Source organism: Pseudoalteromonas luteoviolacea (assembly GCF_018100925.1).
GTDB classification, from domain to species: Bacteria; Pseudomonadota; Gammaproteobacteria; order Enterobacterales; family Alteromonadaceae; genus Pseudoalteromonas; species Pseudoalteromonas obscura.
The window spans coordinates 289677-316051 of sequence record NZ_JAGJEH010000008.1 but is presented as its reverse complement, the minus strand read 5'-3'; the positions used below and the strand labels follow the sequence as shown (position 1 = coordinate 316051).

Sequence of the window (26375 nt, the reverse complement as noted above, 5' to 3'; positions counted from 1 at the left end):
AAACCAACTCAGTGTTTAAAGTGTGTGGTTGTACTGTAAACCAAATACAGATGCATGGCCTTTTGATTTAAAGCCCCACTCACTACCCGAGTTGTCTTTTTCAACAAAACGCTGAGTTTTGCCACGAATAATACTCACACCAATATCTACACTCGCAACTTTACTCAATTGGTATTCAGCACCAAACGAATACCAAACGCGATCTGTATCCGGAATAGAGATAGACATATGATGTTCATCTGCAGGTGATTCATCATACGCAAAACCCGCTCGCAGTTTTAAATCTTCACTCCACTGGTGATCTGTGCCAATCGAGTAGCGTAGTGAATTACTAAAGTTCTCATCTTTGCTAAACACTGTGCCTACGTTATCAACATTCGCCGCCAGTGTCTGAAAGCTATTCCATCCAGTCCACAAAATACTGTAATGCAGTGCGGTTTGCTTATTTAACTGATGAGAACCGGATACCTCTGCAATAGCCGGCAACGTGATCGCGACGCTGCCAGATAAAGCCCTTCCAGCCGTGCCATTGAAGGGGGCGACTGCCGGTAACTGATTGCTGAAAGTGCCCTTAAAAGTGATATCTGTTTCACTTCGATAATGGAAACCAAAACGATTGTCTGCGTCAATGTTATAGACTGCGCCTACATTCCAGCCAAACCCTGTGTCGTCTCCTTCAAGATTGACAACTTCGGTATTACTTGAAATACCCAGCCTGTTTGCGCCTAAGTTTCTTAAGATTTTAGCATCAGCATAAACATGGTTCAGGCCGAGTGCCAAGGTCCACTTATCATTTACTTGATAAGAGGCTGCAATGCCAGAGTTAATGGTCACAATTTCCGTTTCCCCCGCGATTTGACCGGCAACATAGTTATCATCAAACTCTGTTGCGAGGCCAAACTGAGAGTACATACCACCACCTAGCGACCATTTGTCATTGAGCTGTGTAGTGACAAACGCACTCGGTACAGTTGCACTAGGCGCGATGCTGTTGTTATCCAGCGCTGATGCTGGTACCCCATTATTAGTACTAATGCCCTGTAAGCTAACATCAGGCTTTACATACATGGCAGCAACACTCACCTGTGTTCCTTGTAATTTACTCATTAGTGCTGGATTTCGAGAAACTACCGATGCATCGTCTGCTACACTGGCCTCTCCTGCATATGCTCTACCTAAACCCGACACATTTTGCTCGGCTAACTGAAACGCAGCAGCCAAACTATGCGTGGATGTGATCATTGCACCTGCACCTAATAGTGCAACCATAATTCTGTTCATTCTTGCCTCTTAATTTTGAATTGCAATAAAATTAATGGCTCGACACACTACAGAAACATACATTAAAAATCTTCAACTTTGACACTTTTACCTAGCTGATTGCGCAAAATAAAAACTTTTAATTACTTTTAATAACAAGTCAGACCACAATTCAATCACATCAGAGAAAACATTAAATGAGACTAATTCTCAATATCATTGAACCAAAGGCGAGTTTCACATATACTCTTTGCCATCAATGTGAGGAGAAATACCATGATGGTGTTATTGATTATGGCAGCGCTGCTGTTTTCAGGCGTCAGCGTGTACTGTTTATGCAAAGCAAATTACTGTGCCTGTCAAAGAGCAGGACAATGTGACAACCCCGTTAATCATTATTGGCTGGGCGCTATTCTTGCTGCTTTGGCTGCACTAGCTTGCTGTTGCTTTGCACTACATAGCGAAAAAGGCACATTGCTCTGGATTGTATTGATGTCTAGTTGTCTAGCAGGTGCGCTGTTGTCTGCAAAAGTGCAAAAGCTAAAGCGTTGCAAACAAGCTAAACAAGCAAATTCTCTTGCAACAGACGGGATAAATTAATTTGATAATCGAGAGGTTTAACATTGGCGACAATTTTCACATCATCTCTCGCACTTAGATCTAAATCTTTCAATGTCACTTGGTGCATATGCTTTACGTTGTAAAATACTCTTACAACGGGGGAAGTCGGTAAAGCATCATTGCCAGCCATAACCAGCCCCAAACGATCATTGGTCAGCTTCACAATTGTGCCCACCGGATGAATACCAATACATTTTATAAATTTTTGCACAAGCACAGCATCAAACTGGTTTTTATTTGAGAGTAAGAACCTAAGTGCGTGGACAGGCTCTATCGCATTGCTACCCGGCTGTTGTGTGGTGAGTGTTGCATAAGTATCCACAATTGCCATTACCCTTGCAGCTTTACTAAGCCGATCCCCATCCAGCCCTCTTGGGAAACCGCTGCCATCTAGTCGCTCATGGTGATTCACTACCATGTCGATAATCAATGGAGTTACTCCCCTTTCTTCCTTTATCATTGCAACTGAATAAGCAACATGCTTTTGCATGTGACGCGTTTCGTTTTCAGTCAGCGGTGACTTTTTCTCTTGAATGCTCTGTGGCACTTTACTTTTACCAATATCGTGTAGCATTGCAGCCATCGCCATTTGTTCGACAACATGTGGTTTAAGGCCTAAATACTTGGCAAATATAGTCATCAAAATTGTGCTGTTGATCATATGACGCCAACTAAAGCTCCGTTTGTCTTTTAGTCGCGTCAATATCGCCATAACATTGCTGTGTTGAGTAACTGAAGCAATGATCTCCTGACAAATATCATTAACGAGATGCATCTGCAGCGCTTCACCACCTAAGATGTTGCCGTAAAGCAATTGTAGTTTTTTGTTTTGCACTTCAAACTGATTTAATGCAGCTGAAAACACCTCTGCTGTAGGTAAAGCTTGATTGCCATGAGAAGTTAATAGTACCTCCTCATCAGCTCCCTGAACAGCCTCATCCTGCAGCCCTATATGCTTTCCTTCTACGTTGGCAACATGCGCACTGATAAAGCGCTCAGGCACTGGTACTTGGCTTTGGGCAACATCAATATTAAGTTCGAGTACGCCATCAGCCTCAAGCTTGGAAATAATCGCCGAATTACGCACCATCCCTCGTGACTTTAATTTAATTTCTGCATCAGATTTTAATTTGTGGACACTATCTACAAACATACCTGGTACAAGTTCACTGATGGGAATAGTTGCGTGCATGGTTCCTTAGAGAAGCTTTTTTAATCAAACCGCAATAATATGCATAGTTACGACTAAATTGTCTACTACTAGATATAAATACAAGAATAAAGGATTAGTAAATAGAGGTAGAGAGAAATCCATTTCTTTCTTTTGCTAAAAGCGAGACGTGATCAATCTTGGAAGTAAGTACCCCAACCATCATATTCAACGCCAGTTTGCTCAGCAACGGCTACCAACTTAGAGACATCCTCCATGATAACTTCTGCGTTGAGCTCTGCTTCTACAACAATATCAAAGCCCCAGATTTTTCCGCCATCTTCAAGTTCTAGCTCTGCTGGCTCTTCAACATCATAACCGAGCTTAAAGGCCGCTAAAGCCGCCTCTTCCAGTTTATCAAAGTCCTCACATACAAAGTGGTGCTCTACTTCGTAAAGTTTTTCCGGGTTAGAACCATCTTCAAGTAGTGATTCTACGATGTCTTCACTGATCTCTTGCCAATTTTCCATCAGCTTTATTCACCTTTATCTAATTGTGCGATTTTATCGGCCATTTTAGCATGAATACTATTTGCATGCTCTCTTGCAGAGCAATCATCTGATAACTCAATTGGGGCCAACATCGAAATATACACTTTACCGTTGTTCCAGCGGTTTAGTTTAATTTTATCTTGAGTCGAGCTCATACAGACTGGAATAATGGGAACCTGAGCATTCTTGGCTGCATGAAAAGCCCCTGTTTTGAAAGGTAAAAGCCCGCGGCCATAACTACGAGTTCCCTCGGGAAACATCCACAGTGACAAGCCTTTCTGTTTGATCTTCTCAACTGATTTGTCCAACGTACCAACAGCTTTTGAGCGGTTAGCTCTATCAATTAAAATATTGCCCGATAACCAATAAAGCTGACCGAAAAATGGGATCCACTTCAGACTTTTTTTACCCATGCTCACTGTATTGCGTGGCACTACAGCTGGCAATGTGAACAAATCATAGTTGTTCTGATGGTTTGCCACATACAGTGCAGGCCCAACCTTGGCGACGCCGGGCTCTCTTTCTATCACCAGATCTACACCGATGACTTTAGCCATAGAGCCGAACCAAGAGGCGATAATATGCACGTTATTTCGGTGAAACGGCCTGACAATACATAGCGCCAAACCAAAAATACAACTAAAAACAATAAATATGGCCATAGCCAAAATTCGTAATAAAGCTAACAAACTCAGCGCTCCTATAACTTGAACGGTGTATTATAATCAAATAAGCGTACACTTGTAAGCTCAATTTTTTATGACACAAAAAAATACCGCCCCATTATTGGGGCGGTATTCTTAGAATTATTACTAGTGAGTCTTAGCTCATAGCAGCCTGTAGTTTTTTCATTGCTGACTTCTCTAGCTGGCGAACGCGTTCAGCAGAAACACTATATTTATCAGCTAAGTCTTGTAGTGTGGCCTTGTCTTCGGCTAACCATCTTGCAGCAACAATGTCTTGAGAGCGCTCATCTAGCGTTTTCATTGCTGCCAACAAGCGATTTTGTGACTGCTGCTGAAACTGCTCTTCTTCGATCACTTCAGCAATATCACTGTTCGAATCTGCTAAGTATTGTACTGGTGAGAAGTTGCCGCTTTGCGTACCTTCATCTTCATCAGAGCCTAAATCAAAGCCCATGTCCTGCCCGCTCATGCGAGATTCCATTTCACGTACTTCTTTTTCGCTAACACCCAACTCTGAAGCCACAGTACTTACTTCTTCTTGGTTGAACCAACCCAAACGCTTTTTGTTTTTACGAAGGTTAAAAAATAACTTGCGCTGTGCTTTAGTAGTAGCAACTTTCACAATTCGCCAATTTTTAAGTACATATTCATGGATTTCGGCTTTGATCCAATGTACGGCAAAAGAAACCAATCTAACACCTACAGTAGGATTAAATCGTTTTACCGCTTTCATCAAACCAATATTACCTTCTTGAATAAGGTCTGCTTGTGGTAAACCATACCCTGAGTAACTTTTTGCGATGTGCGCTACAAATCTGAGGTGAGACATAATGAGCTGTTTCGCTGCATCTAAGTCACCATTTTCATGAAGACGAGTTGCAAGCTTGTGTTCCTTTTCAGCATCCAGCATAGGGATAGTGCTAACAGCCTGCAAATACCCTTCAATACTTGCACTTTGCTGTCCTACTGTTAATGCCATTGCATATGTGTCTTTACTCATTTTTCACCTCAGTGATAAATTCTTAGTCTATTTTAGCACTCTAACCCTTAGAGTGCTAACTGCAATCTACTACTTTTCTTGACCAAAGATCAAGCTTTTTATTATTAACAATAAATGAACAAATAAACCATTGATATTTAAAGGGTTAATAATCACTGATTTTTAACGTGGTAGCAAGTAGCGGGGAAATCAACGCAGACTTGTTTCAAACAAGTCTGCTAAACAATAAAAATTACACCTTTTCAGGCTCGATCTCTCGGATATATTTTTGTACTGATAGATAGGATCCGATAAAACCGAGAAAAATAGCTAACATAAGCAAGAGAGACAGTTCTGAGAGGTTTAATCCTTCCAATACAAAGTTACTTTGGTAAACACCAACAACAAGAGATACAGCAGACTCGAGCCACCACAACATCAAAACAACACATATAAAAGCGACCAATCCTCCAACAATACCGTACCATATCCCTGTCCATAAAAAAGGAGTGTGAATAAAGGTATTGGTTGCCCCGACAAGCTTCAATACTTGGATCTCTTCTTTTTTGTCCATAATCGATAAGCGTATAGTATTGCCAATAATCAACACCACAGCACTTAGCAATAAGACTCCCACTGTGAAGACACTTTCTTTTAATAAGCCAAGCAGTGCATTCAAGCGTTCAAGCCATTCAATATCTAATTTACCAAACTCAACCTCACGCTCACTTTCAAGTTTTTCTAATAATACTTGAGCACTTTCAGCGCCTCGGTGACGCTTGGTTGGTGTCACCAATACCACACTGGGCAGGGGGTTTTCTTCTAAATAATCTAACGCTTGGCCAAAGCCCGAGATTTGCTTGAACTCTTCTAATGCCTGAGATTGAGAAATAAAGCTGACCGATTCTACTTCGGGGTAAAGCGCTAGTCGTTTTACCAATGTTTGAGTCTCTTGAGCACTCGTCTCTTCTTTTACAAACAGAGATATCTCTGCCGCTTCTTGAAACCCACTACTGACTTTCTGGACATTTTTTACCACTACATACAACGTTGTCGGTAAAGTTAAACTTAAGCCCAAAACCAAAATCGTCATCATAGAGGCCATGGGTGTGCGCCACATCTCACCGAGGCTGTGTATACCGTGCCGGAAAATGGTCAGTACAAAAAAGTACAACTTTAAAACCAAAGATTTATCTTGGCTATTAACTTGGTTACCGCGGCCTTTGAATAACAAACTCATAGTGTCCCCCCGATAAAGTCACCTTTAAGAGGGTCAATGGCTAGAGGGTCTTGCAGCATGCGACCATGATCAAGTGTCAGGCTACGGTACTTCATACGGGCAATCAAACCCAAATCATGGGTGGCGATAAGCACAGATGTACCATGACGATTAAAATCTTCAAACAAGCTTAAAATTTCCATTGATAACTCTGGATCTAAATTACCTGTTGGCTCATCTGCTAGCAGCAAAGGCGGAGAGTTTACAATTGCTCTGGCAATACCGACTCGTTGCTGCTCTCCTCCAGACAATGTACTAGGTTGACACTTTATTTTGTCCAATAACCCAACTTTGTCCAATGCGGCATGAACACGTTTAGTAATATGCTTTCTGTGTGTACCTTCAATTACCAGAGGTAGAGCAACGTTGTCGAAAACATTATAACGTTCAAGTAATCGATGGTTTTGAAAGATAATACCGATATCACGACGAACAAAAGGGACTTGGCGATTGGAGATACTGTTTAAATCGACATCGTTAATAGATACTTTTCCTGCAGAGGGGCGCTCCATTAAGCTTATCAACTTCAGTAGCGTGCTTTTTCCTGCGCCACTGTGGCCTGTTAAAAAGGCCAGCTCACCCTTGCCAAGCTCGAAACTTACTTTTTCTAGAGCTCGGTGACCACCAGGGTAAGTTTTGCTTACTTGTTCAAATTTAATCATATGCGACCTACAAAATGCATGCGCTCCATCCTTAAAGTTAAAAAGCGCCTCGACTAAGTGGGCGCTTTCTAACTCTTAGCTGTTACTTCTCATCATCTTGGCTAAATAGTGCCTCGATAAAGTCATCGCTCTTAAAGGTTCTCAAATCATCGATTCCTTCACCGACACCAATATAACGAATTGGCACCTTAAATTGATCCGCAACCGCAAAAATAACCCCACCTTTAGCTGTACCATCTAGCTTGGTCAAGGTAATACCCGTCAAACCAACAGCCTGATCAAATAGTTTAACTTGGCTAATTGCATTTTGTCCGGTGCCCGCATCAATTGTTAACATCACTTCATGAGGCGCTTCAGGATCTAGCTTTTTCATTACTCGCGCAATTTTTTCAAGCTCTTGCATAAGGTTGTCTTTATTTTGTAGACGGCCTGCCGTATCAGCGATTAGTACATCGACATTACGAGCCTGTGCGGCTTGAAAGGCATCAAATACAACAGAAGCACTATCGGCACCAGTATGCTGTGCGACTACAGGGATATCATTTCGCTCACCCCAAACTTGTAACTGCTCTACCGCCGCTGCACGGAACGTATCACCAGCAGCCAACATCACAGATTTCCCCTGCGATTGGAATTGCTTCGCCATTTTACCTATGGTCGTCGTTTTACCGACTCCATTTACACCTACCATTAGAATGACGTGAGGTTTTTTACCCGAATTAATTTCAAGTGGTTGCTCTGCATCTTTTAAGATCTCAGCCATTTCACTTTTCATCAACTCGTATAGCGCATCGCCATCTTTTAATTGCTTGCGATCAGCTGCATCCGTCAAGTTATCAATCAACTTCATGGTCGTTTCAACGCCCAAATCAGCTGTTAGTAACTGTGTTTCTAGTTCCTCGAACAGATCATCATCAATTTTTTTACCTCGGAATATCGACGCAAAGCCAGAGCCAATATTTTCTTTGGTTTTCAAAAGACCTTGTTTTAAACGTGCAAAAAAGCCTTTCTTCTTTGGTTTTTCTGCTTCTGCCTGCTCTTTGGCTAAACGCTCTGCTTCTTCACGCTCAGCTTGCTCTTTAGCAAGACGTTCTGCTTCTTCACGCTCAGCTTGCTCTTTAGCAAGACGTTCTGCTTCTTCACGTTCAGCTTGCTCTTTAGCAAGACGTTCTGCTTCTTCACGCTCAGCTTGCTCTTTTGCAAGACGTTCTGCTTCTTCACGCTCAGCTTGTTCTTTGGCTAAACGCTCTGCTTCTTCGCGCTCAGCTTGCTCTTTAGCAAGACGTTCTGCTTCTTCACGCTCAGCTTGTTCTTTGGCTAAACGCTCTGCTTCTTCACGTTCAGCTTGTTCTTTAGCAAGACGTTCTGCTTCTTCACGTTCAGCTTGCTCTTTAGCAAGACGCGCTGCTTCTTCACGCTCAACTTGCTCTTTAGCGAGACGCTCTGCTTCTTCGCGTTCAGCTTGCTCTTTAGCAAGACGCGCTGCTTCTTCGCGCTCAGCTTGCTCTTTAGCAAGACGCTCTGCTTCTTCGCGCTCTGCCTGCTCTTTGGCTAAACGCTCTGCTTCTTCGCGCTCAGCTTGTTCTTTGGCTAAACGTTCTGCTTCTTCATGCACTGTTTGTTCTGTGGCTAAACGTTCTGCTTCTTCACGCTCAGCTTGTTCTTTGGCTAAACGTTCTGCTTCTTCACGCTCTGCCTGTTCTTTGGCTAAACGTTCTGCTTCTTCACGCTCTGCTTGTTCTTTGGCTAAACGTTCTGCTTCTTCACGTTCAGCTTGTTCTTTAGCAAGACGTTCTGCTTCTTCACGCTCTGCCTGTTCTTTTTCTTTGGCTAAACGCTCTGCTTCTTCACGCTCTGCCTGCTCTTTGGCTAAACGCTCTGCTTCTTCACGCTCTGCCTGTTCTTTGGCTAAACGCTCTGCTTCTTCACGCTCTGCCTGTTCTTTGGCTAAACGTTCTGCTTCTTCACGCTCTGCCTGTTCTTTGGCTAAACGTTCTGCTTCTTCACGCTCTGCGTGTTCTTTGGCTAAACGCTCTGCTTCTTCACGCTCTGCCTGTTCTTTGGCTAAACGCTCTGCTTCTTCACGCTCTGCTTGTTCTTTGTCGGATTTACCAAATCCCAACCAAGATAAAAATTTGTTTTTCTTTCCCATAACCAACTAATACCATTAAAGTTTGTATCGTGATTTAGTCGCCATAACCGTATCTATGATCACCACCATAAAGCACAACGCTGTGCAGGTCGCATTGACTGCGCTGCACTTATTACCAGTGTTTATTAGACTCTAGGGCTTGTACAAAGACATTAATAATCACATAAAAGACTTTGCGATAATTGTTATAATCACTAAGTTAACGCCATAATATGCGCGTAGTGTATCATGTTCCAAGTAGATGAAAACTTTATAATCGAGCACAACCAACTCGATAGTGAAAATATATGAAAAAAAGAAAGCCTCAAACTCGAACGGATGGCCACATTCGAATTATTAGCGGTAAATTTAAAGGCCGAAAATTACCAGTTAAAGATGTTGAAGGCCTTCGGCCTACGACCGATCGAGTTAAAGAAACTGTATTCAATTGGCTAATGGCTGACACCCGAGATGCAGATGTTCTTGATTGTTTTGCCGGCTCTGGCAGCTTAGGTTTTGAATCCCTTTCGCGATTTGCCAATCATGCAACCTTTATAGAATTGGACAAAACTGCCGCAGCCCAAATCAAACAAAATATACAAACACTTGCGTTGGATAACGCACAGGTCATAAACAGTAATGCATTAGATTATTTGAGTAACAACTCACAACAACGCAATTTCGACATTGTTTATCTCGATCCTCCTTTTAGAAAGAACCTTGTTTCTCCCTGTTGCGAATTGCTCGAAAGCGCTGGGTGGCTAAATCATGATTCGCTAATTTATGTTGAATTTGAGAAAGAAGCACAACCAAATTTTCCAGCTAACTGGCAGTTGCTAAAAGAGAAAAAGGCAGGACAAGTGAGCTGCATGCTTTTTCGTCGAACTGACATATCAGCATCTTAAATAGCCCACGGATATTAGTACATGACACAATTATTGAGATCCGCTATAATTTGATCTTTACACGCGGTCTCGCTTCGGCTTACAATACCGCACCATTTTTGAACCAATTGACCATTTTTCGGTCAATTTGAGCCAAGCTCATTATTTAGGTAGGTGAATTTTTAATGCCAGTAATTAAAGTAAGAGAAAACGAACCGTTTGACGTAGCACTTCGTCGTTTCAAGCGTTCATGTGAAAAAGCAGGTATCCTTTCAGAAGTTCGTCGTCGCGAGCACTATGAGAAGCCAACTGCAGAGCGTAAGCGTAAGAAAGCAGCAGCTGTAAAGCGTCACATGAAGAAGCTTTCTCGTGAAAACGCACGTCGCGTTAAACTATACTAATTAACATTTGGTCTTGTACATATGAGCTTATTAGCGACGCTAAAAGACGCCCAAAAGGAAGCAATGAAAGCCAAAGACAAACCTCGTCTTACGGCTATCAGAGCAGCTCTAGCTGAAGTCAAGCAACGCGAAATTGATAACCAGACAACGTTAGATGATGCTGGTATCACCTCGGTGTTGGTTAAACTGGTTAAACAGCGTAAAGACTCTTTCACACAGTATACTGATGCTGGAAGAGAAGACTTAGCACAAATCGAAGCTGGTGAAATATCAGTGCTTGAGTCATTCTTACCTCAGCCTTTGTCTGAAGAAGAAGTACTTGAGATGATCGATGCTGCAATCGCTGACACAGGCGCAGCTGGTATGCAAGACATGGGTAAAGTAATGGGTATGATCAAAGCGAAAGCGGAAGGTCGTGCCGACATGGGCAAAATCTCTGGTTTAATTAAACAAAGATTAAGCGCATAATTACCCACATACAAATGTATGAAATTAGTAAACCGAGCCTCGTGCTCGGTTTCTTCGTATAAGCGTTAGGAAAACTATGGCTGGCAAAATTCCAAGACAGTTTATCGATGACCTATTGGCTAGAACTGACATCGTCGAATTAATTGACGGTCGTGTTGGCCTAAAAAAAGCAGGAAAAGATTATCAGGCCTGCTGTCCGTTTCACAATGAAAAATCCCCGTCATTTACCGTTTCTAGAGATAAGCAGTTTTATCATTGCTTTGGTTGTGGTGCGAATGGTAATGCCATTTCATTTTTGATGGAGTACGACAAACTTGAGTTTGTTGATGCCATTGAAGAACTCGCTAGTATGTACAACCTTGAGATCCCGAGAGAACAAGGGATCGGCGGACCACAACGAAGCTTTGAAGAAAAGAAGTCAGACTATGACTTGATGATGCACACTACCCGCTTTTACCAGCAGCAATTAAATACACATAGTAATGCAGCGCAAGTACAAAACTATGTCAGAGGGCGAGGGCTTTCAGAACAAACAGTCAGCAAATTTCAAATCGGCTATGCGCCGCCTGAGTGGGATGCCTTAATTGGTAAGCTTGCACGCAACCCGTCACAGCGGCAACAACTTGTAGAATTAAAACTGGCAAGTGAAAAGACACCTGGTAGGCAATTCGACTTTTTCCGTGACCGTTTGATGTTTCCTATTCGTGACAAACGAGGTCGGGTTATCGCATTTGGTGGTCGAGTTATGGGTCAAGATCAAGGCCCGAAATATTTGAACTCACCAGAAACCAGAATATTCCACAAAAGCTTTGAACTGTACGGTTTCTACGAAGCAAAACAAGCACATAAAAAACTAGAACAAGTGCTTATCGTAGAGGGATATATGGATGTAGTAGCCCTTTCAGAATATGGTATTGACTATGCAGTCGCAGCTCTTGGTACTGCGACAACCCTTGAGCATATGCAAACATTGTTTCGAAATACTGATAAAGTTGTGTGCTGTTACGATGGTGATAGAGCTGGACGAGATGCCGCATGGCGTGCACTTGAACATGCTTTACCCAATCTCAAAGATGGTAAATCACTTGGGTTTGTATTTTTACCCGATGGAGAAGATCCTGATTCTTTGGTGCAAAAAGAAGGAAAAGTACGTTTCGAAGAAAGGCTATTAAGCGCAGATGATTACAGTAAAGTCCTCTTTAATAGACTATCTGAACAATGCGACCTAACAACTGATGCAGGAAAAGCCAAGTTACTCGCAGAAGCGATCCCACTGATCAATAAAATACCCAGTGAATTTTACCAAGAATCTCTGCTCACTACATTAGCAAGATTGATCGGGCGCACACGCGAGCAGCTCACAGCTAAGCTTTCGACCCCTAAAAAACAACATACCATTGAACGAAAGTTTAAGGTAACACCGATGCGCCGTGCTATCGGTTTATTGTTACAACACCCCCAGCTTGCGCAAAGCGTCGACTATTTACCCGAGCTTGCACATATGCAATTACCTGGCATGGCGTTGTTTTTAAGGTTACAACAGACATGTTTAGAAAACACTCAATATACCACCGCACACATTTTAGAATCTTTTAGAAATGGCCAAGATTATGAGGCTCTAAAAAAGCTAGCTACTTGGCAGCATAATATTCATGAAGAAGCTTTAGAGGATGAATTTAAACATACATTTAAATTTATTGAAGATCAGTGTTTAAATTTGCGACTTGAGACCTTACTTATTAAAGACAAAACAGAAGGCCTAAGTAGCGATGAACGACTGGAATGTGCGTTATTAACACAAGCTTTAGGCTCTCGTAGAACTGGTCAAAATTAATTTTTGGTGTTATAATGTTCTATTCACTGCGTCAACCAAAATAACGCTGTTTTTAGCTGGCGCCCGTTGTATAAACTTTATCAGAGTGGAAGCAAAAATCTCTATGGATCAATCTCCTCAGTCACAACTCAAACTTCTGATTCAGAAAGGTAAAGAGCAAGGTTACTTAACTTTTGCAGAAGTTAACGATCACCTTCCACAAGACATCATAGATTCGGATCAAGTCGAAGATATCATTAGCATGATAAATGATATGGGTATTCAGGTTTCTGAAGCAGCCCCTGATGCCGATGAGCTGATGATGCAAGAAACAACCACCGACGAGGATGCAGCAGAAGCGGCGGCAGCTGCGCTAGCAACGGTAGAAAAAGAAATTGGCAGAACAACTGACCCTGTACGTATGTATATGCGTGAAATGGGCACCGTTGAACTACTGACTCGGGAAGGCGAAATACTAATAGCAAAGCGTATTGAAGAGGGAATAAATCAGGTACAGATCTCTGTTGCTGAATACCCTGAAGCAATCACGTATTTACTTGAACAGTGGGACAAATACGAAGCTGAAGAGATGCGCCTAAGCGACATCGTTACTGGCTTTTTTGACTCACTGGAAGATGATGAAGCAACCATCTCAGCAACCCATATTGGTTCTGAACTAAGTGAAGAAGACTTAGACGACGAAGACGATGAAGGTGATGAAGACGATGATTCGGAAGAAGGTGAATCAGGGCCAGATCCTGAAGTTGCCCGTGAACATTTCGAAGAGTTACGTTCTTTATATATCAGTGCACGTCAATGTTTCGAAGACAAAGGTCGTAGCCACCCAGATTCTCAAGCTGCAATCAAAGAAATCGGCGAGCTATTCCGTAAATTCAAATTAGTACCTAAGCAGTTTGACCGCATGGTTAATAACATGCGAGAAATGATGGACAAAGTACGTGTTCAAGAGCGTATCATCATGAAGCAAGCTGTTCAGATTGCTAAGTTACCGAAGAAAACGTTCGTTAAGCATTTTGCTAACAACGAAACTGATGTCGCTTGGATTGATGCAGAAATCGCATCTGGAGAAAAACATTCAGATAAGCTTCGTGAGGTTAAGCCTGAAATCGAGCGCTGCGTCAATAAACTTAAAGCCATTGAAGAAAGTACTGGTCTGAGTGTCGAGCGCATCAAAGACATCAACCGCCGTATGAGCATAGGTGAAGCGAAAGCCCGCCGTGCGAAAAAGGAAATGGTTGAAGCTAACTTACGTCTTGTAATTTCAATCGCTAAAAAATACACCAACCGTGGCCTACAATTCTTGGATCTGATCCAAGAAGGTAACATTGGTCTAATGAAAGCGGTTGATAAATTTGAATACCGTCGTGGTTATAAGTTCTCAACTTATGCGACTTGGTGGATCCGACAAGCCATTACGCGTTCAATTGCAGACCAAGCTAGAACCATTCGTATACCAGTGCACATGATTGAAACGATTAATAAACTTAATCGTATCTCTCGCCAGATGCTACAGGAAATGGGTCGAGAGCCTAGTCCTGAGGAATTAGCTGAGCGCATGATGATGCCAGAGGATAAAATCCGTAAGGTGTTAAAAATTGCCAAAGAGCCGATTTCAATGGAGACACCTATTGGTGATGATGAAGATTCGCACTTAGGTGATTTCATCGAAGATACAACCATTGAATCTCCGATTGACTCTGCAACAATGGAAAGCCTTCGTGGTGCCACCAATGAAGTACTTGCAGGCTTAACTGCAAGAGAAGCAAAAGTACTTCGTATGCGTTTTGGTATTGATATGAACACTGACCACACGTTAGAAGAGGTTGGTAAGCAGTTTGATGTAACCCGAGAGCGTATTCGTCAGATTGAAGCGAAAGCTTTGCGCAAACTTCGCCACCCTTCTCGTTCTGATCTGCTGAAAAGCTTCTTAGACGTCAAAGGCTAAGAGTAATAAATACAGAAAAAGGCCGCATTATGCGGCCTTTTTATTTGAATAAAATGTGTGTATCCCTACAACTGCTGGAATAAGCTTATAGTCCATATACACGCAATCTGTCGCGCTCTTTATCACGTGTAATAGCCGTGAAATGTTGCGCGCAATCAATAGATGATAAAAGTTTAATAGGAACAACACTATGGCGTGGATCCAAATCCGAATAGATGCTAACAAAGAAACGGCAGACCTGATCAGTGATTTGCTGATGGACATTGGGTGCCCATCTGTCACATTCATCGATAGCCAAAATAACCCTGTCTATGAGCCTAAGCCAGGAGAAGTCATTTTATGGCCTGAAACAACAGTGATAGGTTTGTTTGAAGCGACCCATGATATGCAATCCGTCGTTGACTACCTAACTGACAATATGGCCGAAGCGCCAAAATATAAAGTCGAGCAGCTAGAAGATAAAGACTGGGAAAGAGAGTGGATGGATAACTTCCATCCAATCAAGTTTGGTGAACGTTTATGGATATGTCCTAGTTGGCGTGACATACCGGAACCTGACGCAGTAAACGTACTTTTAGATCCTGGGTTAGCATTTGGTACAGGCACACATGCAACCACGTCACTATGTCTAAAGTGGCTTGAGGCACAGGATCTAAGCGGTAAAACGGTTGTCGATTTTGGGTGTGGCTCAGGTATTTTAGGTATCGCTGCTATCAAACTTGGCGCTGAGCGTGTTATCGGCATAGATATCGACCCACAAGCGCTGGTAGCAAGCAGAGATAACGCGGAGCGAAATGGCGTCGCTGACAAGCTAGAAGTCTATTTACCGGAAAACCAGCCTGACTTTAAAGCCGACATTGTTGTTGCAAATATCTTGGCACAACCACTACGCGAGCTCCATGAAATTATTCTGGGCTTTTTGAAGCCAAAAGGTGCAATCGCCATGTCAGGTATCTTAGAAGAGCAAGCGCAATCTGTCGCAGACGTATACGCCCCACATATTGATTTAGACGCAATAAAGCAAGAGGGTGAGTGGACACGAGTTAGCGGAATTACAAAACAATAACAAGTGTAACGACTATCTTCTGAGTTAGTAATCTATTACACGTAAGGCCTGAACTTAACAGGCTTTACGCTTTATTTACAGCCAATCGGCAGACTCCAATTAAGCCCAAAAAGATTTTTTGAACAAATTTACAGCAATTTATGTAGCCCTTCATATTGTTACCAAAAGTCAACCCAAAAAGTTCAAAAAAAAAACACTTATGTTCAATTTATAGCCTTTGATTTTTGCAAAAAAAACCGTAAACTTAGCGCCCCTTGAAATGAGGCAGATGAATAGTAGTGCGTATTGGTCCATACCAACTTGATAACAATGTAATCGTAGCTCCAATGGCGGGTATAACCGACCGACCATTTAGACAGTTATGTCGGCGTCTTGGCGCAGGGTTAGCGGTATCAGAAATGTTGTCATCAAACCCAAAGGTTTGGAAAACTGATAAGTCAATGAACCGTATGGATCATTCTGGTGAGTCGGGAATACGCTCAGTGCAGATTGCAGGAGCAGATCCTGAGCTAATGGCACAGGCTGCACAATTCAATGTCAAAAATGGCGCGCAAATCATAGATATTAATATGGGTTGCCCAGCCAAAAAAGTGAACAAGAAGCTCGCAGGTTCTGCACTATTGCAGTATCCAGATCTAGTTGAAGAAATAGTGCAAGCTGTCGTTGGCGCAGTCGATGTACCTGTTACTTTGAAAATCCGCACAGGATGGGATCCGGAAAACCGAAATGGTGTTGAAATTGCGAAAATAGCCGAGCGCAATCGTATTGCATCACTGGCAGTACACGGGAGAACCCGTGCTTGCATGTATAAAGGTGAAGCAGAATACGACACTATCAAAGCGATAAAGCAATCGGTTTCTATTCCTGTTGTTGCAAATGGTGACATAACGTCCCCAGAAAAGGCAAAACAGGTTTTGGATTATACGGGCGCAGATGCCATCATGATTGGTCGAGCCGCCCAAGGTCGTCCTTGGATTTTCCGAGAGATAGACTATTATTTGCGAACTGGAAAACACTTGCCTGCACCGGAAGTATCCGAAGTGCGTGGCATATTGATGGAGCACCTTGTAAACCTCCATCAGTTTTACGGTGAACCAATGGGTGCGCGCATCGCACGCAAACATGTATCTTGGTACTTGCAGTCCCATGACCAAGAAGGTCAATTTAGGCGAGTATTCAATGCACTTGAGGAGCCAAAAGCGCAAATCGAGGCATTAGAAAACTATTTTGAAACACTAGCAGCTAACTAAGAAAGAGACATAAAGATGTTCGAACAAAATGTGACTTCTCCTTTTATCACTAACGCTCATGTTCAGTCACAAGAGAAACCGCAACCACTACGCGATGCAGTTAAAAAAGCTGTCCACCACTACTTAAAGCAGTTAAATGGTCAAGACGTGCAAGATGTGTATGAGCTAGTTTTATCAGAGCTTGAAGCACCATTACTAGAAGAAGTGATGACGTACACACGTGGTAACCAAACTCGTGCTGCAATCTTACTGGGTATCAACCGTGGTACTCTTCGTAAGAAGCTTAAAAAGTACGGCATGAACTAATCCGTATTTTTCGAAAACGTCTTTACCAAGACGTTTTCGAGCCCCTTTCCTACGCAGTGATATACTGAAAGTACTTTTTATTCGTCACAACCTGCCCAATTTTAATATTGAAATCCTAACTTTATCCACCTCAATATAGAAAGTTCAGTATTTCTCAATCTCGTTAACATCATTTCCATCGTTTTCTCATCCTAGTTGAGCTAAAATACAGCCTTTCTAAGCTAGCCCTTAACTAATCATTGAGGAAATCAAAACCATCATGGATATACATCGTCCTATTCGTCGCGCACTATTAAGCGTGTCAGATAAAACTGGTATCGTTGAGTTTGCCCGCACTCTAGCTGAGTCAGGCGTCGAACTTCTTTCTACAGGCGGTACTTGTAAACTCCTAGCCGACAACGGCATTCAGGTAACGGAAGTATCTGACTACACAGGCCACCCAGAGATCATGGATGGTCGCGTGAAAACTCTCCACCCTAAAGTACACGGTGGGATCTTGGGGCGTCGTGGCCAAGATGAAGAAGTTATGGCAGACAACAGTATCTCTGCTATTGATATGGTTGTAGTTAACTTATACCCCTTTGCACAAACTGTTGCAAAAGCTGACTGCAGCCTAGAAGATGCAATTGAAAACATTGATATCGGTGGCCCAACAATGGTGCGTGCCGCAGCTAAAAACCACAAAGACGTTACAATTGTGGTTAATGCAAGCGACTATGATCGCGTTTTAGCTGAAATCAAAGAAAACCAAGGCTCAACAACGTATAAAACACGTTTTGATCTGGCTATTGCTGCTTATGAGCACACGGCGCAATACGACGGCATGATCGCAAACTACTTCGGTAAGCTTGTTGCTGATTACACAGAGGAAGCTGCCGAAGAAACTAAGTTCCCACGCACTATCAATATGCAGTTCACCAAAAAGCAAGATATGCGCTATGGTGAAAACTCACATCAAGATGCGGCATTCTATGTAGAGAATGATATTGAAGAAGCATCTGTAGCAACAGCGAAACAATTACAAGGTAAAGCGTTATCCTACAACAACATTGCAGACACAGATGCCGCGCTTGAATGCGTGAAAAGCTTCGAAGCACCTGCGTGTGTTATCGTCAAACATGCTAACCCTTGCGGCGTCGCTGAAGACAAAGACATTTTAAGTGCTTATGACAGAGCCTTTAAAACTGATCCGACATCAGCGTTTGGTGGCATCATTGCCTTCAACCGTGAACTAGATGCTGAGACAGCCAAAGCTATCATCGAGCGTCAGTTTGTTGAAGTCATCATTGCACCAAGCATTTCTGCAGAAGCTGCTGAGATTGTTTCTGAAAAGAAAAATGTACGTCTTTTAGAGTGTGGTCAGTGGGATGCGAAATCAACCGGTGTTGATATCAAGCGTGTCAACGGCGGTGTACTTATCCAAGACCGCGACCAAGGTATGGTTACACTGGGTGACTTAACAGTTGTCTCTAAACGCCAGCCTACAGAGCAAGAGTTAAAAGACTTGCTATTCTGCTGGAAAGTAGCGAAGTTCGTTAAATCAAATGCTATTGTTTATGCTCGAGATGGTATGACAATTGGTGTAGGCGCAGGCCAAATGAGCCGAGTTTACTCAGCGAAAATCGCGGGTATCAAAGCTGCGGACGAAAACCTTGAAGTGAAAGGTTCGGTCATGGCATCAGATGCATTCTTCCCATTCCGTGACGGCATCGACGCTGCTGCGGAGGCTGGTATCACCGCAGTGATCCAACCTGGAGGCTCTATGCGCGACGAAGAAGTTATTGCCGCAGCTGATGAAGCTGGCATGGCAATGGTATTCACCGGAATGCGCCATTTCCGCCACTAATCGACAAGCGCGAAACGTTTAACGTTTCGCGCTTTTTGTTTGCACCAAATTAAAGTATTCTGACCAAAAGACAATCACAATAACCTTGAAGGAACTGAATAATGAAATTAGGTATTAAAGCATTAATCGCTGCAGGCATCGTCACTGCAATCACAGGCTGTAGCAGTACAACGAGCTCTGATAGTGCAAATGCAAATATTGCAAAAGCGGCACAAAGCAGTGAACGCGCTGAGAATAATCGCGCACGTGATAAATACCGTAATCCAGTCCAAACATTGGAGTTTTTTGGTCTTAAGCCCAATATGACTGTCGTTGAAATCGCACCTGGTGGCGGTTGGTATACAGAGATCCTAGCGCCAACAATCAAAGGCCAAGGTACTTTATACGCAGCACACTTCCCGGCCGATTCAGAGGTTGAGTATTACAAAAAATCATTGGCCGCATTTAAAGGTAAGATTTCAAGTGATGCACGCTTTAGCGAAGTCAAAATGACTGAATTCTCTGCATTGACGCATCATGATGTCGCTCCAGCAGGTTCAGCGGACATGGTATTAACATTCCGTAATGTACATAACTGGTATATGCGTCCAGGTGACGAAGGTGTACTTAAATCATTCAAAGCATTCCATAAGGCGCTTAAGCCTGGTGGGATCTTAGGCGTGGTTGAGCACCGTTTACCAGAGCACCGTGATACAGAAGATCAAAAGCGTTCAGGTTATATGAAGCAAAGCTATGTCATCGAAATGGCTAAAAAAGCAGGCTTTGAATTGGTAGCAAGCAGTGAAATTAACGCCAACCCTCTAGATAGTGCTAATCACCCTCGAGGTGTTTGGACGCTACCGCCAAGACTTGCGCTAGGTGATGAAAAGTCGGCGCAATACAAAGCGATTGGGGAAAGCGACCGAATGACTTTAAAGTTTAAAAAGATTTAATAGGAAACTTTGCCATGAATGTACTTGTCATTGGCAGCGGTGGCCGTGAACACGCACTTGCGTTCAAAGCCGCTCAAAACCCATCTGTAAAAACTGTATTTGTAGCACCTGGTAATGCTGGTACTGCTTTAGAACCAAAATTGGAAAACGTTGCAATTGGCGTTGAAGACCTTGATGCGCTTGTTGCATTTGCGAAAGAGCAAAAAGTATCTTTGACGATTGTTGGCCCTGAAGCACCACTGGTGATTGGTGTTGTTGATCGCTTCCGCTCTGAAGACCTCGCCATTTTTGGCCCAACTCAGGCAGCAGCACAACTTGAAGGCTCAAAGTCATTTACTAAAGACTTCTTAGCTAGACACCAAATCCCAACCGCGAGTTACCAAACCTTTACCGAGATTGACCCTGCAATCGCATACGTCAAAGCGCAAGGTGCCCCCATAGTAGTCAAAGCAGATGGTTTAGCAGCCGGTAAAGGCGTAATCGTAGCAATGACTGAAGCTGAAGCGGAAGAAGCTATCCGTGACATGCTAGCAGGTAATGCATTTGGTGATGCCGGCAGCCGCGTGGTAATTGAAGAATTTTTAGAAGGTGAAGAAGCTTCATTTATCGTCATGGTAGACGGCAAAAACGTCTTACCTTTTGCCACCAGCCAAGACCACAAACGTGCATACAATGGTGATCAAGGGCCTAATACGGGCGGTATGGGTGCATACTCGCCTGCGCCTGTTGTAACTCAAGAGATCCACAATCGCATTATGGATGAAGTGATCTACCCTACGGTAGAAGGAATGGCTGCAGAAGGCCACCCTTATACAGGCTTCTTATATGCTGGTTTGATGATAACAGCGGACGGTACACCAAAGGTCATTGAATATAACTGTCGCTTTGGTGATCCTGAAACACAGCCAATCATGCTTCGTTTACAATCAGATCTTGTATCTTTGATTGAAGCTGCAAATCGTCAAGAGCTTGATCAAACGGAGATTCAGTTTGATCCAAGAGCTGCTGTCGGTGTTGTACTCGCTGCGAAGGGTTACCCTGCAAGCTACCCTAAAGGGGATGCAATTTCAGGCCTTCAAGTAAATTACTCAGAAGGCGAGAAGGTATTCCATGCTGGCACTAAACAGCAAGGTGATGCTGTTGTAACCGCTGGTGGACGTGTACTTTGTGCTACAGCACTAGGGCACACAGTAACAGAAGCGCAAAAACGCGCTTATGCACTGGTCCAGGATATCCACTGGGAAGGCGTGGAGTTCCGCACTGATATTGCTTATCGTGCAATTGCACGTGAGCAATAAGCAAATTAGGCAACATATAAAAGCGGCTTATAATTAGCCGCTTTTTTTATTTTCTATTTAAATAACGCAAATAAAAACAAAAACCAATATCAATTACAAACAATTGAAATATATAATTTTTTTATTTTATCATTGGTATTTTTTGGCTGACTTGCTAGGATCTCCTTTTGTATCATCTTTAGGGGCGTAAAGATGCAGGGCACACTAAGTAAACTTAAAGCCACCCTCACAAACCCAATTCAATATCAGCTACCCATTGGCGATCAGCTAATTAATTTAAATGACTACTTTGGCCAGAAAGTAACTTTGACTTTCACGGGTAATATATATTGTTGTAGTTGTGGTAAAAAAACTAAAAAAAGCTACTCCCAAGGCCACTGTTTTGTGTGTATGAAAAAACTCGCAAGCTGCGATATGTGCATCATGAAGCCGGAAACTTGTCATTATGATCAAGGTACTTGCAGAGAACCCGAATGGGGAGAAGCCAACTGTATGATCCCTCACTATGTCTATTTGGCGAATACATCAGGATTGAAGGTCGGTATAACACGACACACTCAGATCCCAACCCGCTGGATAGATCAAGGGGCAACACAGGCGTTGCCAATCTTTAAAGTACAAACTCGTCTTCAATCAGGTTTGGTGGAAGTTGCCCTTGCAAATTTCATTGCCGACAAAACCAATTGGCGCAACATGCTCAAGGGTATCAACCCAGAGTTAGATCTGAAGCAAAGTGCTCAGGAGTTGATCCCTCAGATCCAGGAAAAACTCGATGAACTTGCACAGCTGTTTGGTGCCACAGCAATCGAGCGCCTCGATGAAGAGGTAGTTGATCTAGCCTTCCCAGTAGAAGACTACCCAACCAAGATCAGTTCATTTAATTTTGACAAAGACCCCTCTGTGACCGGGATCTTAAAAGGGATTAAAGGCCAGTATTTGATCTTTGACAATGGGGTTATCAACATTCGTAAGTTCACCTCTTACGAAGTCAGTTTTTCTGCTTGATAAAACTCATACCAAGCCGCTTGAGTAAGCGGCTTGCAATACAAATATCCTTGCATCGCATGACAACCTAGCTTTTGTAAAAAACGCATTTGTTCCTGCTTTTCTACTCCCTCAGCGACAACGTGCAGTTTAAGCGCTTTGGCCATCGCAATAATAGCGCTGACAATTTCGCTGTTTCCATATTCATCAGGGATCTTGGCAATAAAACTTGGATCTATTTTTAAGATATCAATTGGTAGTTTAGTTAAATAACTTAAAGCTGAATAACCAGTGCCAAAATCGTCCAAAGCAATACTGACCCCCATTGTTTTTAGTTCTGTCAGTACCGCTTTTGCACGCTGAAAATTACTGACAAAACTACACTCTGTAAGCTCTAACTCTATTTGTGTTCCACTCAAGTTATATTTACCCAGTGCATAGCGTAAAGTACTGACCAAATCTCCCTGTGTTAAGTGCTGAGCAGAAATATTGATAGCTAAGTGTCGTATTTCAATATTGGCTTTTCTCCAGTGTGCTAGTTGTGCACAGGCACGATCAATGACCCACTCATCCAGTTTTACAATTAACCCTAACTCTTCAGCCAGTGGGATAAATTGCGCTGGAGAGATCATGCCAAGATTGGGATCATGCCAACGTAATAAACACTCTAAACTGGTTAATCGGCTGCTTACTAGGCATTTTAGAGGCTGAAAATAAAGCTCAAACTCACCATTTTCTAGTGCACTTTGAAATCGGCTCTGCATCGATAATCGCTCTAGTGAACGTGCATTCATCGAAGCCTTATACATTTGAAATGAGTTTCGTCCCAGCTCTTTGGAGCGATACATAGCCACATCAGCATGCTTTAATAAGCTCTCACTATCCAAACCGTCATCTGGATAGATGGATGCGCCCAATGACGCAGTGGCAGCAACACAAATGTTTCCCAAGTCAAATGACTTATTAAACTGTAATAACAGCTTATCTGCAAAATTAACCACAGAATCCACATCGACCACTTCTGTCAGCAAAACCACAAATTCATCCCCACCAAGCCGTGCCAAGGTATCCCCTTCATTGAGGATACTTTTGATCCGCTCACTCACTTGCGTGAGCAGCTTATCACCGGCACTATGACCTAGCGTATCGTTCACCTCTTTAAAGCGATCTAAATCGATAAACATGACACTGATTTTATGCTGATCGCGATGTGCCGATGCCAATGCCATAGACAACCTATCATAAAATAATCGTCGATTAGGCAGCCCCGTCAGCTCATCAAAATATGCAAGGCGCGCAATTTTTTCTTCTGCATTTTTACGTTCAGTAATATCACTGAATATCGCTGCGTATAGCGTTTCATCGCTATAGGGATCATTGATTTCAATAATGGTGAGCCACTCGACATAAATATCCCCACTTTTCTTTTTATTGCAAATTTCGCCCTGCCACACTCCCTTTTCTCTCAGCGCTTCCCACATTCTGTTGTAGTAGTTTTCATCATGGAGTCCTGAACTTAGTATGCTCGGAGTTTGCCCTATCACTTCGTAGTCTTGATAGCCTGTCAGAGCACTAAAAGCTGGGTTAATTTGAATGATCTCTCCACTGCCACGGGTGATCATAATGCCATCGAGTGATGCATCAATGATCCGATTCGCTAAGTAGAGGTTTTTCTCTGACTTGCGTAATGCGATATCTCGCTGTGCCAATACATTCTCAAGTTCACTGCAATAGGCTGTTTCAATTTCTGTCAGCACATTTTTCAGTGCCAAAAGACCGATCACTTCATTTGATACCGTATCTCTGACAACAAGGTGACGAATAGACTTAGCAGTCATCATACGGTAAGCATCAAATAAACTTTCCTCAGGCGTCATAGACAACATTGGGTAACTCGCCAACTGCCAACATGGCATTTGCCATTGCGGATCGAGTATCGCGTATGCAATATCACGTTGCGTAATGATCCCGTATTCTTGCAGATCAGTGTGATGAACTAAAACAGCGGTTGTTTTATCTCTACGCATAATTTCAATCGCGTCGCTGATACACTGCTGACTATCCAATACACTGACATTGCTGTCATAATGATCGGCAATGGGGCGAAAGTGTAGATAGTGATCCAACCCTTGATTGCGAACTATATCTGACAGTGAAACCACACCCGCTGGTTCATTTTTCGAGTCAATTACCAGTAAATGTCGAATACCAAGTTGATGCAGTTTAATGGTCGCTTCGCTCAATGTTTTATCGAGCAAAATATCATGCACTGGCGAGGTCATAACCTCACCTATAGGGAGCTCTGTAAGGTGAATATGTTTAAGATCTAACTTTACACAATCTGATTCTGTCCAAATACCAGTTATCTCACCATCTTGAGTGATAAATATGGAACTTACGCTATGTTGACGCATATTGACGAGCGCATCATATAAACTGGTTGATTCATCACAGGATAACAAGCTAGTCGAAAACACGTCTTTAATTTTCAGCTGACGTGAGTCACCTATCATAAGCACTTTCCTCGCATTCTAACTACCATCTTGAGTATACTTGGCTACCTAGTGCTAACTTTGACTGAGAACAAATAATGACGATTAAATCATACCCATTAGTGCTGATATTCGACCAAAGTATAGAGTACGTTGACGGCCCACAAGCACTGCAAGAAAGTGTGTTTTACTTAACTGAAAAGCAAATAAAAACAACCACATGTATTTTTGAGGATGGCAGTGCAAGTACGCTCAATGGCGATCCGATAACACTGGACAATTTTTCTAATTTAACGCCTTTAGTGCAACAAAAGCTCGCTTCTGAAGGTCACTGCTGCACTGCAAAAATACACATTACCGATATAGAACAGGTATTTAGTTTAATGGCGGAAACTGTTTAGAAAGCTTACGATTCAGCTAAGTTTCTGATATGTGTTTCGACACTGCGGCCAAGAGAAGACAAATCATAGCCGCCCTCGAGATAAGAGATGATACCAAGGCAATCAAGCTCTTTACTTAATAGCGCAATCTGTTGAGTAAACCATGCGTAATCGCTTTCTACAAACTTGAGACCACCCATATCATCTTCTAAATGCGCATCAAATCCAGCGCTAATAAAGAGCAACTCAGGGCCAAATGCGCGCAGTTTAGGAAGCCATTGTTGACTATACAATGCTCGTAAATCATTGCCGTCACTGGCAACAGGCAGTGGCGAATTGACGATAGTTTCGGTATTTTCTATTTCAGAATTTGGATAAAAAGGGTATTGGAACAAAGAGCAAAAGAGGACGTTAGGATCCTCTCTTACAATCGATTGTGTGCCATCGCCGTGGTGCACGTCAATATCCAATATTGCAATGCGCTTAACCCCTTTAGTTTGCGCATACTTTACGGCAATTGCGACGTTGTTAAACACGCAAAACCCAGCTGATTTGCTCTGACTTGCATGGTGCCCCGGGGGTCTCACTGAGCAAAAAGCAGCATCGTGGCGCCCAGCAAGTACTTCATCGACTGCCAAAATACCTGCACCAACGGCCCGCTCTATAGCTTTGAGCGATTCTCGGCACAATGCCGTATCACCATCTAAGTCCGTAAGACCATGTTCGGGAATTGCCGACAACACTCTCTCAACATGCTCAGTATCATGTGCCAACATATAATGTGACGTTTCTGCTTTGGGTGCAGTTAAATGGGCCACTGCGATGTCCAACCCTGAAGCCAAAACCCGATCAGAGATCGCATCTAAACGCTGCGGTGATTCAGGGTGTTCATCCGCCATTTTATGTCGGCGGCACAATGGGTGGGAGATTATTGCAGTGCGCATATCGCTGTCCTTACAAAAACTGAAAG

General features: G+C 42.8%; 24 protein-coding genes. 14 read left to right on the top strand and 10 right to left on the bottom strand.

Annotated features, from left to right (window positions below):
- Positions 1-15: 15 nt before the first annotated feature.
- Positions 16-1281: an outer membrane protein transport protein gene (locus J8M00_RS18780; protein ID WP_211012044.1), complete on the bottom strand. Its 1266-nt coding sequence runs from the start codon at positions 1279-1281 to the stop codon at positions 16-18.
- Positions 1282-1536: 255 nt separating this feature from the next.
- On the opposite strand from J8M00_RS18780, the gene J8M00_RS18775 reads away from it, so the two are divergent.
- Complete coding sequence (locus tag J8M00_RS18775; RefSeq protein ID WP_211012043.1) at positions 1537-1860, top strand: hypothetical protein; 324 nt, start codon at positions 1537-1539, stop codon at positions 1858-1860.
- On the opposite strand, the gene J8M00_RS18770 is transcribed toward J8M00_RS18775, so the two are convergent.
- From J8M00_RS18770 to ftsY, 7 genes are all read right to left on the bottom strand, one after another.
- On the bottom strand, positions 1820-3073 hold the full coding sequence (locus J8M00_RS18770; RefSeq protein WP_211012042.1) for an HD-GYP domain-containing protein: 1254 nt from the start codon (positions 3071-3073) through the stop codon (positions 1820-1822). The two genes, J8M00_RS18775 and J8M00_RS18770, sit on opposite strands and share 41 nt — an antisense overlap.
- Positions 3074-3225: 152 nt before the next feature.
- A complete protein-coding gene (rraB, locus tag J8M00_RS18765) occupies positions 3226-3561 on the bottom strand; it encodes a ribonuclease E inhibitor RraB (RefSeq protein ID WP_211012041.1) in 336 nt (111 codons plus the stop codon).
- A 5-nt stretch (positions 3562-3566) separates the two neighbouring features.
- Positions 3567-4271 carry a 1-acylglycerol-3-phosphate O-acyltransferase gene (locus J8M00_RS18760; protein ID WP_211012040.1) on the bottom strand — a complete coding sequence of 235 codons (705 nt, stop codon included), beginning with the start codon at positions 4269-4271 and terminating at the stop codon, positions 3567-3569.
- A gap of 133 nt (positions 4272-4404) precedes the next feature.
- A complete protein-coding gene (gene rpoH / locus J8M00_RS18755) occupies positions 4405-5268 on the bottom strand; it encodes an RNA polymerase sigma factor RpoH (RefSeq protein ID WP_211012039.1) in 864 nt (287 codons plus the stop codon).
- A gap of 232 nt (positions 5269-5500) precedes the next feature.
- Positions 5501-6487, bottom strand: coding sequence for a permease-like cell division protein FtsX (gene ftsX / locus J8M00_RS18750; RefSeq protein ID WP_211012038.1), 987 nt, complete (start codon positions 6485-6487; stop codon positions 5501-5503).
- Positions 6484-7188: a cell division ATP-binding protein FtsE gene (ftsE, locus tag J8M00_RS18745; RefSeq protein ID WP_211012037.1), complete on the bottom strand. Its 705-nt coding sequence runs from the start codon at positions 7186-7188 to the stop codon at positions 6484-6486. The genes ftsX and ftsE overlap by 4 nt, the downstream gene beginning before the upstream one ends.
- Before the next feature lie 82 nt (positions 7189-7270).
- Complete coding sequence (ftsY, locus tag J8M00_RS18740) at positions 7271-9340, bottom strand: signal recognition particle-docking protein FtsY (RefSeq protein WP_211012036.1); 2070 nt, start codon at positions 9338-9340, stop codon at positions 7271-7273.
- Between the two features lie 287 nt (positions 9341-9627).
- Here ftsY and rsmD point away from each other — a divergent pair, with 287 nt between their 5' ends.
- From rsmD to J8M00_RS18680, 12 genes are all read left to right on the top strand, one after another.
- Positions 9628-10224 carry a 16S rRNA (guanine(966)-N(2))-methyltransferase RsmD gene (gene rsmD / locus J8M00_RS18735; protein WP_211012035.1) on the top strand — a complete coding sequence of 199 codons (597 nt, stop codon included), beginning with the start codon at positions 9628-9630 and terminating at the stop codon, positions 10222-10224.
- 164 nt (positions 10225-10388) lie between these two features.
- Entirely contained in the window at positions 10389-10604 is a 216-nt protein-coding gene (rpsU, locus tag J8M00_RS18730; protein WP_010362466.1) for a 30S ribosomal protein S21, read from the top strand.
- A gap of 21 nt (positions 10605-10625) precedes the next feature.
- Positions 10626-11072, top strand: coding sequence for a GatB/YqeY domain-containing protein (locus J8M00_RS18725; protein WP_211012034.1), 447 nt, complete (start codon positions 10626-10628; stop codon positions 11070-11072).
- A 76-nt stretch (positions 11073-11148) separates the two neighbouring features.
- The gene (dnaG, locus tag J8M00_RS18720; RefSeq protein WP_211012033.1) at positions 11149-12906 is read left to right on the top strand and encodes a DNA primase; all 1758 of its coding nucleotides are present in this window, start codon (positions 11149-11151) and stop codon (positions 12904-12906) included.
- Between the two features lie 103 nt (positions 12907-13009).
- Entirely contained in the window at positions 13010-14851 is a 1842-nt protein-coding gene (rpoD, locus tag J8M00_RS18715) for an RNA polymerase sigma factor RpoD (RefSeq protein WP_211012032.1), read from the top strand.
- Between the two features lie 190 nt (positions 14852-15041).
- On the top strand, positions 15042-15917 hold the full coding sequence (gene prmA / locus J8M00_RS18710) for a 50S ribosomal protein L11 methyltransferase (protein WP_211012031.1): 876 nt from the start codon (positions 15042-15044) through the stop codon (positions 15915-15917).
- 278 nt (positions 15918-16195) lie between these two features.
- The gene (gene dusB / locus J8M00_RS18705; RefSeq protein ID WP_023397466.1) at positions 16196-17167 is read left to right on the top strand and encodes a tRNA dihydrouridine synthase DusB; all 972 of its coding nucleotides are present in this window, start codon (positions 16196-16198) and stop codon (positions 17165-17167) included.
- A 15-nt stretch (positions 17168-17182) separates the two neighbouring features.
- Positions 17183-17473 carry a DNA-binding transcriptional regulator Fis gene (gene fis, locus J8M00_RS18700; protein ID WP_010374122.1) on the top strand — a complete coding sequence of 97 codons (291 nt, stop codon included), beginning with the start codon at positions 17183-17185 and terminating at the stop codon, positions 17471-17473.
- 259 nt (positions 17474-17732) lie between these two features.
- Positions 17733-19319, top strand: coding sequence for a bifunctional phosphoribosylaminoimidazolecarboxamide formyltransferase/IMP cyclohydrolase (gene purH / locus J8M00_RS18695; protein ID WP_211012030.1), 1587 nt, complete (start codon positions 17733-17735; stop codon positions 19317-19319).
- Positions 19320-19420: 101 nt separating this feature from the next.
- Positions 19421-20251 (top strand): class I SAM-dependent methyltransferase, encoded by an 831-nt coding sequence (locus J8M00_RS18690; protein ID WP_211012029.1) that lies wholly within the window; start codon positions 19421-19423, stop codon positions 20249-20251.
- Between the two features lie 14 nt (positions 20252-20265).
- Positions 20266-21549: a phosphoribosylamine--glycine ligase gene (purD, locus tag J8M00_RS18685; RefSeq protein WP_211012028.1), complete on the top strand. Its 1284-nt coding sequence runs from the start codon at positions 20266-20268 to the stop codon at positions 21547-21549.
- 192 nt (positions 21550-21741) lie between these two features.
- Entirely contained in the window at positions 21742-22554 is an 813-nt protein-coding gene (locus J8M00_RS18680; protein WP_211012027.1) for a DUF2797 domain-containing protein, read from the top strand.
- On the opposite strand, the gene J8M00_RS18675 is transcribed toward J8M00_RS18680, so the two are convergent.
- Complete coding sequence (locus J8M00_RS18675; RefSeq protein WP_211012026.1) at positions 22530-25046, bottom strand: EAL domain-containing protein; 2517 nt, start codon at positions 25044-25046, stop codon at positions 22530-22532. The genes J8M00_RS18680 and J8M00_RS18675 overlap by 25 nt on opposite strands.
- Before the next feature lie 77 nt (positions 25047-25123).
- Between J8M00_RS18675 and J8M00_RS18670 the strand changes: the two genes are divergently transcribed.
- Entirely contained in the window at positions 25124-25426 is a 303-nt protein-coding gene (locus J8M00_RS18670) for a hypothetical protein (protein WP_211012025.1), read from the top strand.
- A gap of 5 nt (positions 25427-25431) precedes the next feature.
- Here J8M00_RS18670 and J8M00_RS18665 read toward each other — a convergent pair whose 3' ends face one another.
- Positions 25432-26349 carry a histone deacetylase family protein gene (locus J8M00_RS18665; protein WP_211012024.1) on the bottom strand — a complete coding sequence of 306 codons (918 nt, stop codon included), beginning with the start codon at positions 26347-26349 and terminating at the stop codon, positions 25432-25434.
- Positions 26350-26375: the final 26 nt, after the last annotated feature.

Excerpts from the sequence above, each read along its gene's own strand:
- J8M00_RS18665 (WP_211012024.1), bottom strand. The coding sequence starts at position 26,349 with ATGCGCACTGCAATAATCTCCCACCCATTGTGCCGCCGACATAAAATG.
- J8M00_RS18680 (WP_211012027.1), top strand. The coding sequence starts at position 21,742 with ATGCAGGGCACACTAAGTAAACTTAAAGCCACCCTCACAAACCCAATT.
- J8M00_RS18775 (WP_211012043.1), top strand. The coding sequence starts at position 1,537 with ATGATGGTGTTATTGATTATGGCAGCGCTGCTGTTTTCAGGCGTCAGC.
- J8M00_RS18725 (WP_211012034.1), top strand. The coding sequence starts at position 10,626 with ATGAGCTTATTAGCGACGCTAAAAGACGCCCAAAAGGAAGCAATGAAA.
- J8M00_RS18690 (WP_211012029.1), top strand. The coding sequence starts at position 19,421 with ATGAAATTAGGTATTAAAGCATTAATCGCTGCAGGCATCGTCACTGCA.
- ftsY (WP_211012036.1), bottom strand. The coding sequence starts at position 9,340 with ATGGGAAAGAAAAACAAATTTTTATCTTGGTTGGGATTTGGTAAATCC.
- J8M00_RS18670 (WP_211012025.1), top strand. The coding sequence starts at position 25,124 with ATGACGATTAAATCATACCCATTAGTGCTGATATTCGACCAAAGTATA.
- rpsU (WP_010362466.1), top strand. The coding sequence starts at position 10,389 with ATGCCAGTAATTAAAGTAAGAGAAAACGAACCGTTTGACGTAGCACTT.
- dnaG (WP_211012033.1), top strand. The coding sequence starts at position 11,149 with ATGGCTGGCAAAATTCCAAGACAGTTTATCGATGACCTATTGGCTAGA.
- rpoD (WP_211012032.1), top strand. The coding sequence starts at position 13,010 with ATGGATCAATCTCCTCAGTCACAACTCAAACTTCTGATTCAGAAAGGT.
- purH (WP_211012030.1), top strand. The coding sequence starts at position 17,733 with ATGGATATACATCGTCCTATTCGTCGCGCACTATTAAGCGTGTCAGAT.
- fis (WP_010374122.1), top strand. The coding sequence starts at position 17,183 with ATGTTCGAACAAAATGTGACTTCTCCTTTTATCACTAACGCTCATGTT.
- J8M00_RS18770 (WP_211012042.1), bottom strand. The coding sequence starts at position 3,073 with ATGCACGCAACTATTCCCATCAGTGAACTTGTACCAGGTATGTTTGTA.
- rpoH (WP_211012039.1), bottom strand. The coding sequence starts at position 5,268 with ATGAGTAAAGACACATATGCAATGGCATTAACAGTAGGACAGCAAAGT.
- purD (WP_211012028.1), top strand. The coding sequence starts at position 20,266 with ATGAATGTACTTGTCATTGGCAGCGGTGGCCGTGAACACGCACTTGCG.
- J8M00_RS18675 (WP_211012026.1), bottom strand. The coding sequence starts at position 25,046 with ATGATAGGTGACTCACGTCAGCTGAAAATTAAAGACGTGTTTTCGACT.
- rraB (WP_211012041.1), bottom strand. The coding sequence starts at position 3,561 with ATGGAAAATTGGCAAGAGATCAGTGAAGACATCGTAGAATCACTACTT.
- ftsX (WP_211012038.1), bottom strand. The coding sequence starts at position 6,487 with ATGAGTTTGTTATTCAAAGGCCGCGGTAACCAAGTTAATAGCCAAGAT.
- J8M00_RS18780 (WP_211012044.1), bottom strand. The coding sequence starts at position 1,281 with ATGAACAGAATTATGGTTGCACTATTAGGTGCAGGTGCAATGATCACA.
- prmA (WP_211012031.1), top strand. The coding sequence starts at position 15,042 with ATGGCGTGGATCCAAATCCGAATAGATGCTAACAAAGAAACGGCAGAC.
- rsmD (WP_211012035.1), top strand. The coding sequence starts at position 9,628 with ATGAAAAAAAGAAAGCCTCAAACTCGAACGGATGGCCACATTCGAATT.
- ftsE (WP_211012037.1), bottom strand. The coding sequence starts at position 7,188 with ATGATTAAATTTGAACAAGTAAGCAAAACTTACCCTGGTGGTCACCGA.